This window comes from Streptosporangium nanhuense (assembly GCF_059358815.1).
In genome coordinates this window covers 533613-545986 of the sequence record NZ_JCADBG010000001.1, presented here as the reverse complement: position 1 = coordinate 545986, position 12374 = coordinate 533613, and the positions used below count along the sequence as shown (strand labels likewise).

Here is a 12374-nt window from a genome sequence, read left to right as displayed (position 1 = left end):
GATGATTTCCGGAGAGAGGTTCCCCGCATGAACGACGACACCGCCGACCTCGGACGCGTCGGGATCTGGACCTTCGCCTTCGACGACCAGCCCGCGCAGCGGGTCCGCGAGGCCGCGGCGGAGATCGAGGAGCTCGGCTACGGCGCCCTGTGGTTCGGCGAGGCGTTCGGCCGCGACAGCGTGAGCCAGGCCTGGCTGCTGCTCTCCGCCACCCGGCGGCTGGTCGTGGGGGCGGGCATCGCCAACATCGCCCTGCGCGACCCCATCACCATGGCGGCGGCCGAACGCGCGCTCAACGAGGCGTACCCCGGCCGCTACCTCCTCGGCCTCGGCGGGCACCGGGTGTCCGACACCCCCGTTCAGATGAACGGCTACAGCATCCCCAGCCGCGGCAGGGCCGTGCGCACGATGGGCGCCTACCTCGACGCGATGGACGCCATCCCGCTGGGCTCCCCCGCGCCGGCGACGCCCCCGCGGCGCGTCCTCGCCGCGCTCGGGCCGCGGATGCTGGCCCTGGCCGCCGAGCGGACCCTCGGCGCGCACCCCTACTTCGTCCCGGTGGAGCACACCCACCGGGCGAGGGAGACCATGGGGCCCGGCGCCTTCCTCGCGGTCGAGCAGGCCGTCGTGCTGGACACCGACCTCACCAGGGCCCGCGAGGTCGCCAGGGGACACCTGGGCCCCTACATCGGCATGGCCGCCCACCAGATCGCGAACCTGCGCAGGCTGGGCTTCGGCGACGACGACCTGGCGGACGGCGGGAGCGACCGCCTGGTCGACGCGATCGTCGCCTACGGGGACGCCGACGTCGTCGCCGAGCGCGTCCGGGCCCACCTGGACGCGGGCGCGGACCACGTGTGCCTGCAGGTCCTCACCGCCACCCCCGCGGCGCTCCCCATGCGGGAGTGGCGCGAGCTGTCCGCCCTGGCCACGGCCGCTTGACGGCGACCGGTTGGCCGCGACCGCTTGACCGCGACCGGTTGACCGCGGCCCGTCGGTCGCGGCCCGTCGGTCGCGTCCTCACGCGGCCGACGGCACCGCGGGCGCACGGACGACACGGCGAGGGACCGCTCAGGGGATCTGCCCGGGCTCGTCCACGATCCCGGCCGCGACCTCGGCGGTCGCGTGGAAGCCTCCCTTCGGGAAGATCAGCTCGCCTCCCAGCACCTCGTCCTGCAGATAGTCCGTGCGGCCGCCGAGATAGCGGTAGGTCGCGGGGTCGAGGATGACGTACGACCGTGTGATGAGCCGGCCGTTCGCGTCACGCTGGATGCCGTCGCCGGGAACGTCCGCCTCGTAGGCGAGGCCGATGCCCGGCCTGCCCAGCGCGTCGCGCACGCCGGCGTCCGTCCGGACACCCTCGATCCTGGCGAGGGCCCGGAAGATCGCCGCCTCGACCTTGGCGGGCATGGGCACCTCCTGGCCGAGATAGACCGACAGCACGCGGAACGCCCGCGCGTCCGGGTGCTCGACCCCCGGCTCGCCCTCCGGCTTCGTCGCCCAGTGCCGGTCCCCCCTGACGTGGTCCAGCAGCCTGTCCGGGTCGGCGGGCAGGTCCGCCAGCTTGGCCGCGTACTGCCGCGGGGTCAGGTCGTCGTCGGCCGGATCAGGTTCGAGGGTTCGCATGTCCATCTCCTCCCCGTTCTGGCGGAACGCCTGCCGGGTGCCGTCGTAGCGCGTCCAGTACTCCTGGACGTCGTTCGCGGTGTCGCCGGACTGCCTGACGACGACCTTCCGGTACATCCACTGGTCGGGGCGCGGCTCGGTGGCCCGCTCGCGCCTCTCGGCCATCAGTGCCGCCCGTTCCAGCACGATCTCCGCCTCGACGTGTGTCGCCTCCACCGGCAGAGGTGACATCGGCGTGGCGGACCGCCCGCCCGTCCACTCGGTGCCGTTCACGGCCACGACCGCCACGGCGGCGGCCGTGGCCACCGCCGCCAGCGAGGGCACGAGCCCGAGCCGGAACCGGCGCGGGCGCCTCGTGGAACGCGCGCGCAGGGAGCGCAGCCGGTCGGCGCCGGGCTCGGGCGCGTCCGCGCGAAGGCCGCTCAGTGTCTTCAGGTCATCCACGGCCGGACTCCTCCTCCTCCACGGCGGACGGGTCGACCCCGCCCAGGGCCTCACGGGTCTTCCTCCTGGCGCGGTGCAGGCGCGAGCGCACCGTGCCGACAGGGATGCCCAGCGCCCTCGCCACCTCCTCGTAGCTGAGGTCCGCCCAGGCGATCATCAACAGCACCTCGCGGTCCTTCGGCGACAGCACCGCGAGCGCCCCCGCCAGCTCGCGGTGCGCCGCCGAGGCCGACACCCGGGCCTCCACCCGGTCGGCGTAGCTCTCCGCCACCTCGTCCACGCCGGTCCTGGCCAGGGCCAGGTAGGCCCTGACCTCGGCGCGGCGATGCTTGCCGATGAGGTTGGCGGCGATGCCGTACAGCCAGGGGCGGGCGTCGCGGTGGGCGGTGTCGTAGCGCCCGAGCCGCCGGAAGGCGGCCAGGAACGTGTCGGCCACGACGTCGTCGGCCAGCGAGTCGCCCAGGCGCCGCGTCACGTACCGGTGCAGGACGGAGGCGTGCCGGTCGAACAGCGCGGAGAAGGCGGCGGGGTCGCGCCGGGCACGCTCGATCACCTCCGCGTCGTCCATGTCTGTGTCCGCGATCAAGCTGGAGCTCCGTTTCCTCGGTCCGGTCTCTTCCTTTCACCCGATGTCCGGAAAAGAGTTCTCGCGGCGCGGGCGCCGCCTCCGCCGAAGCGGCGCGCGGGGCGGGGTGCTATTGACCGTCGCGGACGGGAATCATAGATTCACCCCACCCAGAACATAATTCGGTCAAGGAGGGCGCATGACGTCCACGCACATCGACGTCACCGCGATCGACTTCGGCGTGCTCGGTGCGTGGATGGACGCGCGGGGGCTGCCCGAGGGGCCGTTCGAGCGGATCGCGCCGGTGACGGGCGGGACGCAGAACGTCATGGTGCGCTTCGAGCGGGGCGGGGCGTCGTACGTGCTGCGCAGGCCGCCGCTGCACCCGCGCGCCCGGAGCAACGAGGTGCTCCGCCGGGAGGCGAGGGTGCTCGCGGTGCTGCGCGACACGCCGGTGGCGGCGCCGCGGCTGGTCGCGGCCTGCACCGACGAGAGCGTCATGGGCGCGGTCTTCTACCTGATGGAGCCGGTACGGGGGTTCAACGCCACCGTCGAGCTGCCCGAGCCGCACGCGAGCGACCCGGCGATCCGGCACCGGATGGGACTGGAGACGGCCTCGGCGCTGGCCGACCTCGGGCGGGTGGACCACGGCGCGCTCGACGGGTTCGGCCGCCCCGAGGGGTTCCTGGAGCGGCAGGTGCCCCGCTGGATGGGCGAGCTGGACGGCTACGCGGCCCTGGAGGGATATCCCGGGCCCGACATCCCGGGACTGGAGGAGACCGCGGGCTGGCTGGAGCGCAACCGGCCGAAGGAGTTCACCCCGGGGATCATGCACGGCGACTACCACCTGGCCAACCTCATGTTCGCCTGCGACGGGCCCAGGGTGGCCGCGATCGTCGACTGGGAGATGTGCACGGTGGGCGACCCGCTGCTGGACCTGGGGTGGCTGCTGGCGACCTGGCCGACCCCCGACGGCGTGGGGGTGATCTCCGGCGGGATCACCGGGCTGGCCACGGCCGCCGAGCTCGTCGACTGCTACGCGGCCCTGTCCGACCGGGACCTGTCGGCCGTCGACTGGTACGCGGCGATGGCCTGCTTCAAGCTCGGCATCGTCCTGGAGGGCACGCACGCCCGCGCCTGCGCGGGCAAGGCTCCCAAGGAGATCGGGGACCTGCTCCACGCCACCACCCTGAACCTGTTCGCCCGCGCCCAGACGTTCATGTGACATGCGATGAAATAGCAGGAATATGCGTCAGCCGGTGATGAAACCTTCACGCAACCTTCCGCATTCCAGGATTGCTCGCAATTGCTGCAGAATGTGGTTCGGGGAAGGATTCAGTCATGCGTCTCCGGTTTCTTGGCTCCACCTCCGAGGCGGGGGCCTGTCCCTCCCTCTACGAGACCGACCGCGGCACCATCGTGGTGCAGGGCCTCCGGGTGACCGACGCGCAGGCGCTGGCCGACCTGCGCCACGTCCTGGACGGCGAGACCGCCGTCGAGGTGCCGCGTGAACTTCTCGCCGACATCGCCCGCCGAGTACTTTCTGTAAATATTGGTCACGATTAGGAGTGCTCTATAGCTTGATCCACACGCCCGGGTCTAGCGTCGTGCGCACCATGCGGGAGGTGACGTGAGCACGCGGGGAGCACAGGCGCCCGGTGGCCGCCGTCCCCGGCTCGCGCGAACGGCCGAGGAGAGCGTGTGACCGGGTTCCAGCAGGCGAGAACCGACCTCGGCGCCCGGCTGAGGCACCTGCGCGAGACCGCCCACCTGTCGGGCAAGGACCTGGCCGAGCGGCTGAGGTGGCAGGCCTCCAAGGTCTCCCGGATCGAGAACGCCCGCCAGACCGCCACCGAGGACGACGTCACCCAGTGGGCGCGGGCCGTGGACGCCTCCCCCGAGATCACCGGGGAGCTGGTGGAGCAGGCCACGGGCCTCCTGGACCGCCAGGACTCCTGGCGGCAGCGGCACCGCAGCGGGCTGGCCGCCCTCCAGGAGGACATCCGCGACATGGAGGCGCGGACCACCCAGCTGCGGGTGTTCGAGCCCGGCGTGGTCATCGGGCTGCTGCAGACCACCGAGTACGCCCGGAGCATCTTCACCCGGATCAAGCGCCTCTACCGGGCGCCCGACGAGATCGACGCGGCCATCCGGGTGCGCATGCAGCGCCAGGACATCCTCTACGACCAGAGCAAGCGGTTCAGGTTCGTCATGCCGGAGGCGGCGCTGCGCCACCGGCTCGCCCCGCTCGACGTGATGCGCGGGCAGCTCGACCGGTTGCTGGCGGTGACGGCGCTGCCGAACGTGGAGTTCGGCGTGATCCCCTTCGAGGCGTCCCTGCCCTCGGCGCTGCTCAACGGCTTCTGGATGTACGACGAGGACCACGTGGCGGTGCCGACCAGGACGAGGGACCTGCTGCTGCGCGACCCGGACGACGTCGCCTTCTACGCGCGCACCTTCGAGGAGTTCTGCGAGGTCGCGGCCTTCCGGGAGGACGCCAGATCGGTGATCGTCCGAGTACTCAGCGATTTCTCAGGACAATCAGAGGAGTAAACACCGCAATTGCTTGATTAGCATCCCAAGATCGTGCAATTCTCTGTCGAGACGGAGGTGACGCACGATGCTGGACACGCTGTCTTGTCTTGAGAGACTCGTTGCCGCGATACGGCTGCACGCCGACCTTTCCGTGCAGCGGATCTCGTTCGGTGATCCCGCCTACGTCTACGTGCGCAACCGCTTCAGCAGCACGCTGGCCGAGACCGTGACCTGCTCCCAGGACGGCGGCTTCATCACCTCGTGGGGCTACCGGCTCGGCACCAGCGAGAACATCGACGACGCCGCGGCCCGGCTGGCCTACCTCCTGGCCGCCCTGCCCACCCCCCGGGTCTGAGCCCGCGCACGCGTACATCCTGACACGATCGGCCCGTCTTCTCGCGCGGTGTTCGGCGTGGGACGCGGTAAAATCCGGAGGACCGCGCGAGGCCAATCTCAAGAGGGAGTTCGTCCGGCGCACCCGGCCGGCTTCGCCGCGGGCCCCGGGCGGGCTAGGCCGGCGCGTCGGGGAAGTCGGAGAGGTCGAGGCCGACCTCCCGGGCGGCGGCGACCCGGGCGTGGTGGAGCATCCGGCTCCGCGACATGTTGCCGGTGTGCAGGGTGTAGCGGACCACGAGGCCGTCGAGCATGCCGTCGATCCGCTCGGCCGAGCCCAGGGGGTCGTCGCAGGTGAACTCGCCCGAGGCCACGCCGTCGGAGATCACCTGGCTGAGGATCTCGATCCAGGCGCCCTCGAGCTCCAGCAGGATGGTGCGGACGTGCTCCTCGCGCACCCCGACGGCCCAGGCGTCGACCCAGAGGATCCAGCTCTGGTCGGAGCGGGAGGCCGGGATGTAGAAGCGCAGGACGCGGTCGAGAAGCTCGACGGCGGTGCCGGAGCCCGCGACGATCTCCTTCAGCCGCTGGATCTCGGAGTCGCTGGTGCTGCGGAGCATCTCGGTGATGAGCTCGTCCTTGGTGGCGAAATGGTAGTGGATCAGCCCACCGCTCACGTTCGTCGCCTTGGCGATGTCGGCGACGCGGGTACTGGCCAGCCCGCGCTCCAGCACGACTCGCCTGGCGGCTTCAAGGAGCTCCGCTCGGCGCTGGTCGGCCTGGTCTGCGCGGCTGCTGCGCGCCCCTCCTCCGCTGTGCACGGCGCAAGACTACAGCAGCGCGAGCCACCGCCTCACTACTCTTGATTGGCTGGCCAGTCAATAGCTTTGCCCCGGTCTCAGCGGCCGTATCCGGTCACCGTACGAGCGGAGCACGCGGTGACCGGATACGGTGACGCCCGCCGGGCTCAGCCGCAGCGGTAGAGGGACTGGTCGGTGGAACCGCCGTACTCCGACGCCTTGACGGCGGCGCAGTTGGCCCGCACCCACTCGGTCACCCGGGAGTCGCCCCCGTCGGGCCCGCCCCTGCCTCCGCCCCCGGTCATCACGTACCTGAGCCGTCCCGAGGAGACGAGTTCCCTGAGCCGGTCCACGGTCATGGCCGGGTCGCCGCCCGTGAAGCCGCCCATGGCGATGACGGGCAGCCCGGTCGACAGGATGGCCGAGGAGGCGACCTGCGCGCTGCTCACCGCCACCAGCCAGGTCGCGCCGCCCCGATTCCTCTCCAGGTAGTCGGTCATCCGCCGGTCCATGGCACCGCCGAAGCCGCCCCGCGCCCCGCCGGGGAAGCCGTAGCGTCCGCGCGCGCCCTGCCGCGGATCATCGGCCGTACCCTGCCCCGGGTCCCCGCCCGGATCCCGCTCCGGCACGCCGTCGGGAAGGCCGTTCCGGGTGCCGGCCGGGAGGCCGCTCCGGGAGCCGCCGTCGCCGGGGAGTCCTCCTCGCGCGCCACCGGGGAACGCGCCACCGGGGAAACCGGGGAGGCCGCCCCGCGTGCCTCCGAAGCCTCCGCTCCCCGCGGGGCCCGCGGTGGGGTTGGTGCCGTTGACGGGCGAGCCGAGAGGGGTGAGCGCGTACGCGGCCGGTCCGGCGAGGACGGCGACCAGCCCGGCCGCCAGCGCGACCGCGGCTAGCCGCGTTCCGAGCCGCGTTCCGAGCCGCGTTCCGAGCCGCGTTCCGAGGCGGGCCAGGAGCAGCCCGGCGACCGCCACGACGGTCGCGCCGGCCACCGCCCAGGCCAGCCAGGGCACGAAGTCCACAGCGTCCCCGGCGTCCCCGGCGTCCCCGGCGTCCCCGGTGCGCCGGAGCAGCGTGAACGCCCACGCCCCGGTGACCGCGACGCCCGCGGGCAGCACCCACGACCAGGCCCTGGACTCCCGCTGGGCCCGCCACACGAGCACCCCGCCGAGACCGGTCAGGGCGGCGATCGCCGGGGCCATCGCGGTGGTGTAGTACGGGTGGAACGTACCGCTGGAGAAGCTGAACACCACGTAGTGGACCGCGAGCCAGCCGCCCCACAGCGTCAGGGCGATCCTGGTGTCGCGGAGCGGGCCGCGCGCGACCAGGACCAGTCCCGCGACGAGGGCGATCACGGAGAGGGGCAGCAGCCAGGAGATCTGCCCGGCCATGACGTCGTTGAACAGGCGCCCGGCCCCCGCCTCGCCGCCGAACCCGCCGCCACCGCCGGGGCCACCGGGCCCGCCACCTCCGCCGGGCCCGCCGCTCCCGCCGAAGACCCGGCCGAGGCCGTTGTAGCCGATGACGAGGTCCCATACGGAGTTGTCGGTGCTGCCGCCGACGTAGGGCCTGCTCGACGCGGGCCACAGGTCCACGACCACCATCCACCAGGCGCTGGAGACCACCAGCGCGGCACCCGCCGCGAGCAGGTGCCCGAGGCGGCGGAGCAGGGCGCCGGGAGCCATGGCCAGGTAGAGCGGGGCGAAGACCGGAAGCACCAGGTACGCCTGGAGCATCTTGGTGTTGAACGCCAGCCCGACGAGCACCGCCGAGACGACGAGCGCGCGCATCCGACCGGCGCGTACCGCCTCCTGGCAGAACCAGGCCGCGAGCACCAGCAGCAGGACGAGGAGGGTGTCGGGGTTGTTGTCCCGGTTGATGGCCACGGTGATCGGGGTCAGCGTCATCACCAGGGCCGCGACCAGCGCGGCGGCGTGGCCGGCGTGGCCGTGCGTGCCGGGCAGTGCCCTTCGCACGGCCGAGTGGAGCACGGCGACGGCGGCGACCCCGGCGACGGCCTGGGGCAGGAGCATGCTCCAGGTGCCGAACCCGAAGACCCTCGCGGACAGTCCCATCACCCACAGCGCGAGCGGCGGTTTGTCCACGGTGATGAACGACCCGGCGTCCAGGGCCCCGAAGAAGAACGCCTTCCAGCTCTGGGTGCCCGACAGGATCGCGGCGGCGTAGTAGTCGTTGGCGTGGCCGTTCCGGCCGAGCGCCCACACGTACAGGACCGCGGCCAGCGCCAGCACCCCCCACAGGCCGGGCCGCGCCCAGCGGGGGTCGCCGGGGCCGCCGAGGAGCACCCGCCGCACGGCACCGCCGAACCCGCCGTTCCGCTCCGCGCGCTCCCGGCCGGGGACGTGCCGCCCGCCGGAAGACGACGCCTCCGTACCTGGCGCGGACGACGGATCCGGCACGGTCGCCGTACCCGACGCGGACGGTACGGACGGCACAGACGACGCGGACGGCACAGACGACGCGGACGACGCGGACGACGCGGACGGTCCCGGTTCGCCGGGAGCGGGGAGCGCCGGCCGGCGGGCCGCGTCCGTCCCCGGCGGCGGGGAGGTCGGCGTGCCGGGCACGGGCGTGGACGGTCCCGTGTCCCGCGAGGAGTCGGTGGTCATGGGGTGGTCTCCTTGGCGCGACGGGGGTTGAAGACCCAGGCGCGGAGCATCAGGAAGCGTACGAGGGTGGCGAGGGCGTTGGCCGCCACGACCGCGGCGACCTCCGCGGCGGTGGACGCCGCGGGCGCCGCGAGGTCGAGCAGGGCCAGGCCGCCGGTGCTCAGCAGCAGGCCGACGAGGAAGGCCAGGCCGCCTTCGAGCTGGTGGCGGAGGGCTCCGGCACGGCCGGTGACGCCGAAGGTGAAGCGACGGTTGGCCGCGGTGTTGGCGACGGCGGTGACGAGCAGGGCCACCCCGTTGGCCACGACGGCCGGCATCACCAGGCGCAGGGCCACGAACAGGGCCAGGTGCGCCAGGGTGCAGAGCGCGCCGATGACGGCGAAGCCGGGCAGCTGGCGGGCCATGCCCCCGGGCAGCCGCGCCCCCCGCACGCGCGGCGGCACCGGGATCCTCGCCGCCCCCGACAACGTCCTCCGTGCCACCCTGGCCATCCCCTTGAGGTCGTCCACGGCGGTCCTGACGATGTCGACGCGGCTGTCGGGGTCGTCCACCCAGTCGACGGGCACCTCGTGGATGCGCAGCCCGTGCCGCTCGGCGAGGAGCAGCAGCTCGGTGTCGAAGAACCACCCCTCGTCCTCGACGGCGGGCAGCAGCGCCTGCGCGATCTCGGTGCGGACCGCCTTGAAACCGCACTGCGCGTCGGAGAACCGCGCCCCCATCGCCGATCGGAGCAGCAGGTTGTACGTCCGCGAGACGAACTCCCGCTTCGGCCCCCGGACGACGTTGGAACCCCTGGACAGCCGGGTGCCGATGGCCAGGTCGCTGTGGCCGGACAGCAGCGGGGCCACCAGCGGCAGGAAGGCGTCCAGGTCGGTGGAGAGGTCCACGTCCATGTAGCCGACCACGTCGGCGTCGCTCGCCGACCACGCCCGGCGCAGCGCGCGGCCTCGGCCCTTGGCCTCCAGGCGCAGGGCGCGCACGTGGGACAGCTCGTCGCCGAGGGCGGTGGCGATCCGCCAGGTGGCGTCGGTGCTGGCGTTGTCGGCGATCGTGATGCGGAAGTCGTAGGGAAAGGTTCTCGTGAGGTAGGCGTGCAGGCGGCGGACGCTCTCGCCGAGCACCCGCTGCTCGTTGTGGACGGGGACCACGATCTCGACCAGCCGGGTGCGCTCCGGTGCCGTGGCCTGCCTCACGCCGCCCTCCGGGGGCGGGGACTCGGTTGTCTCATGCCCTCACGGTGATCGTGTGATCTTGAGCGATCCTGAGGCGATCGTTAACACCGGGTGAGAAAGGGACGCGGCCGGCCGCTCACGTGCCCGGCGCGACAGGCGACCGGGTGGGGGAACCCGGCAGGCGGACGCGGGCGAGGACGCCGCCCCCGGCGGCGTTCTCCAGGTTCACCTCTCCCCCGGCGTCGCGCACGGCCTTGGCCACGATGGCCAGCCCCAGGCCCGAGCCGGGCATGCCACGGGCCGAGGACGAGCGCCAGAACCGGTCGAACACGTAAGGCAGCTCCTCCTCCGGGATGCCGGGGCCGTGGTCCCTGACGGTCAGCTCGCCGTCGCGGAGCCGCACGCTCACCGGGCCGGCCCCGTCCGCCGAGAACTTCACCGCGTTGTCCAGCAGGTTCACCACGGCCCGCTCCAGGGCGGCCTGGTCGCCCCGCAGGTACCAGGGGCTCAGCTCCACCTCGATGGAGGTGTCGGGGGCGCGCGGCCGCGCCCTGCGCACGGCCGCCTCGACGGCCTCGTGGAAGGCGACCTCGACGTGCGGCTCGTGCTCGTCCTCCGAACGGGAGAGCTGGAGCAGGTCCCCGACGAGCGTCGACATCTCCTCGAACTGGGACTTGAGGTTGGCCAGCAGCCTGCGTTTGGGGGCGGCGTCGAGGGGGCGTCCGGCGTTCTCGCTGCGCAGCAGCAGGTCGATGTTGGTGCGCAGGCTGGTGAGCGGGGTGCGCAGCTCGTGCCCCGCGTCGGCGATCAGCCTCCGCTGGCGCTCGCGGGACCCGGCCAGCGCGGTGGTCATCGCGTTGAAGGAGACGCCGAGCCTGGCGATCTCGTCGGTGCCCTCGACCGGGATCCTGGTGCCGAGGTCCTCGGTCCTGGCGACGTACTCGACGGCCTCGGTCAGGCGGCCGACGGGACGCAGCGCCGTACGGGAGACGAACAGCCCCGCGGAGACGGCGCCGAGCACGCCGAGGGCGGTGACCCCCGCGAGGATCCAGGCGAGCGTGGTGAGGGTGGTGTGGACCTCCTCCAGGGAGCGTGACTCCATGACCGCGACGCCGGGACGGACGTTCTTCGTCATCACCCGGACCTCCTCGCCGCCGTCGGTCACGCCGTTCCTGAACGCCCGCCCGCCCGGGGGGCCGTGGGTCAGCGCCAGGTCCGCCGGGGTGACCTTGACGGGCGTGGAGCCCACCACGCACCGCCCGCCGTCGGCGTAGACCAGCTGGATGGGCGGGAGGCGGGGCGGCAGCCTGCGACCGGCGATCTCTCCCGGATCTCCCGGGGCTCCCGGGAGATCCGGGCAGTAGGGCCTGATCCACTCGACGCCCTGCGGCCGCCCGTCCAGCGAGCGCTCCACCTGCCGCAGCAGCTCGGAGCGCACGACGAACCAGCACAGCACCGCGCACACCGCGATCGCCAGTGCCACGGCCGCCGCCACCAGCAGGGTGAGCCGGGAGCGCAGGGAGCGGCGACCGTTCACGCCGAGGCCCGCAGCACGTAGCCGACGCCCCGGACGGTGTGGATCAGCCGGGGGCGCCCGCCGGTCTCGGTCTTGCGACGCAGGTACATGACATAGACGTCGAGGGAGTTGGAGGACGGCTCGAAGTCGAAGCCCCACACCTCGCTGAGGATCTGCTCGCGGGTGAGCACCTGGCGGGGGTGGACCATGAGCAGCTCCAGCAGCAGGTACTCGGTGCGGGTCAGCTCCAGCGGCTCGCCGCCCCTGGTGACCTCGCGGCCGGCGACGTCCATCCGCAGGTCGCCGAAGGTCAGGACCGCGTCGTCGTCGGCCGCGGGCGCGCTCAGGGCGCCGCGCCGCAGCAGCGCCCTGACGCGCGCCAGCAGCTCGTCCAGCTCGAACGGCTTGACCAGGTAGTCGTCGGCCCCCGCGTCCAGCCCCGACACCCGGTCGCCCACGGCGTCGCGGGCGGTGAGCATGAGGACCGGCAGGTGGTTGCCCGTCGCCCTGAGCCTGCGGCACGCGGTCAGCCCGTCCAGCCGGGGCATCATGACGTCGAGCAGCACCAGCTCGTACGGCTCCCGCTCGATCGCCTCCAGCGCCGCCTGGCCGTCCGAGGCCACGCCGACCCGGTAGCCCTCGAACTCCAGGCTGCTCTGCAGCGCCTCCCTGAGCGCGGGCTCGTCGTCCACGACCAGCACCCGCGCCGCCTCGCCTTCAGCCATGGCCTCCACGGTAGACGCCCATCATGAGAGC

Annotated in this window: 12 protein-coding genes; 5 read left to right on the top strand and 7 right to left on the bottom strand. The window is 72.9% G+C overall.

Features of this window, described 5'->3' with window-relative positions; all coding sequences use genetic code 11:
* The first annotated feature begins 27 nt into the window (after positions 1-27).
* Complete coding sequence (locus tag AC5L38_RS02265; protein ID WP_495241043.1) at positions 28-942, top strand: TIGR03620 family F420-dependent LLM class oxidoreductase; 915 nt, start codon at positions 28-30, stop codon at positions 940-942.
* 129 nt (positions 943-1071) lie between these two features.
* Here the strand turns inward: AC5L38_RS02265 and AC5L38_RS02260 are convergent, their stop codons facing one another.
* Complete coding sequence (locus AC5L38_RS02260; protein WP_495241042.1) at positions 1072-2070, bottom strand: CU044_5270 family protein; 999 nt, start codon at positions 2068-2070, stop codon at positions 1072-1074.
* Positions 2063-2656 carry an RNA polymerase sigma factor gene (locus tag AC5L38_RS02255; protein ID WP_495241041.1) on the bottom strand — a complete coding sequence of 198 codons (594 nt, stop codon included), beginning with the start codon at positions 2654-2656 and terminating at the stop codon, positions 2063-2065. The genes AC5L38_RS02260 and AC5L38_RS02255 overlap by 8 nt, the downstream gene beginning before the upstream one ends.
* 178 nt (positions 2657-2834) lie before the next feature.
* Between AC5L38_RS02255 and AC5L38_RS02250 the strand changes: the two genes are divergently transcribed.
* The 4 genes from AC5L38_RS02250 (at position 2835) to AC5L38_RS02235 (ending at position 5525) form a co-directional block, all read left to right on the top strand.
* The gene (locus AC5L38_RS02250) at positions 2835-3860 is read left to right on the top strand and encodes a phosphotransferase family protein (protein WP_495241040.1); all 1026 of its coding nucleotides are present in this window, start codon (positions 2835-2837) and stop codon (positions 3858-3860) included.
* 116 nt (positions 3861-3976) lie between these two features.
* The gene (locus AC5L38_RS02245; protein ID WP_495241039.1) at positions 3977-4201 is read left to right on the top strand and encodes a hypothetical protein; all 225 of its coding nucleotides are present in this window, start codon (positions 3977-3979) and stop codon (positions 4199-4201) included.
* A gap of 135 nt (positions 4202-4336) precedes the next feature.
* Positions 4337-5188 (top strand): helix-turn-helix domain-containing protein, encoded by an 852-nt coding sequence (locus tag AC5L38_RS02240; RefSeq protein WP_495241038.1) that lies wholly within the window; start codon positions 4337-4339, stop codon positions 5186-5188.
* 133 nt (positions 5189-5321) lie between these two features.
* Entirely contained in the window at positions 5322-5525 is a 204-nt protein-coding gene (locus AC5L38_RS02235; RefSeq protein ID WP_495241037.1) for a hypothetical protein, read from the top strand.
* Between the two features lie 154 nt (positions 5526-5679).
* Here AC5L38_RS02235 and AC5L38_RS02230 read toward each other — a convergent pair whose 3' ends face one another.
* From AC5L38_RS02230 to AC5L38_RS02210, 5 genes are all read right to left on the bottom strand, one after another.
* A complete protein-coding gene (locus AC5L38_RS02230; protein WP_495241036.1) occupies positions 5680-6324 on the bottom strand; it encodes a TetR/AcrR family transcriptional regulator in 645 nt (214 codons plus the stop codon).
* A 146-nt stretch (positions 6325-6470) separates the two neighbouring features.
* A complete protein-coding gene (locus AC5L38_RS02225) occupies positions 6471-8720 on the bottom strand; it encodes an ArnT family glycosyltransferase (RefSeq protein WP_495241035.1) in 2250 nt (749 codons plus the stop codon).
* 206 nt (positions 8721-8926) lie between these two features.
* Complete coding sequence (locus AC5L38_RS02220) at positions 8927-10123, bottom strand: bifunctional glycosyltransferase family 2/GtrA family protein (RefSeq protein ID WP_495241034.1); 1197 nt, start codon at positions 10121-10123, stop codon at positions 8927-8929.
* 115 nt (positions 10124-10238) lie between these two features.
* Positions 10239-11639 carry a sensor histidine kinase gene (locus tag AC5L38_RS02215; protein ID WP_495241033.1) on the bottom strand — a complete coding sequence of 467 codons (1401 nt, stop codon included), beginning with the start codon at positions 11637-11639 and terminating at the stop codon, positions 10239-10241.
* Positions 11636-12343, bottom strand: coding sequence for a response regulator transcription factor (locus AC5L38_RS02210; RefSeq protein WP_495241032.1), 708 nt, complete (start codon positions 12341-12343; stop codon positions 11636-11638). Before AC5L38_RS02210 ends, AC5L38_RS02215 begins: the two co-directional genes overlap by 4 nt.
* Positions 12344-12374: the final 31 nt, after the last annotated feature.

What these genes read in the sequence shown, in the direction of transcription:
- AC5L38_RS02265 (WP_495241043.1), top strand. Translation starts at nt 28, where the DNA reads ATGAACGACGACACCGCCGACCTCGGACGCGTCGGGATCTGGACCTTC.
- AC5L38_RS02245 (WP_495241039.1), top strand. Translation starts at nt 3,977, where the DNA reads ATGCGTCTCCGGTTTCTTGGCTCCACCTCCGAGGCGGGGGCCTGTCCC.
- AC5L38_RS02250 (WP_495241040.1), top strand. Translation starts at nt 2,835, where the DNA reads ATGACGTCCACGCACATCGACGTCACCGCGATCGACTTCGGCGTGCTC.
- AC5L38_RS02210 (WP_495241032.1), bottom strand. Translation starts at nt 12,343, where the DNA reads ATGGCTGAAGGCGAGGCGGCGCGGGTGCTGGTCGTGGACGACGAGCCC.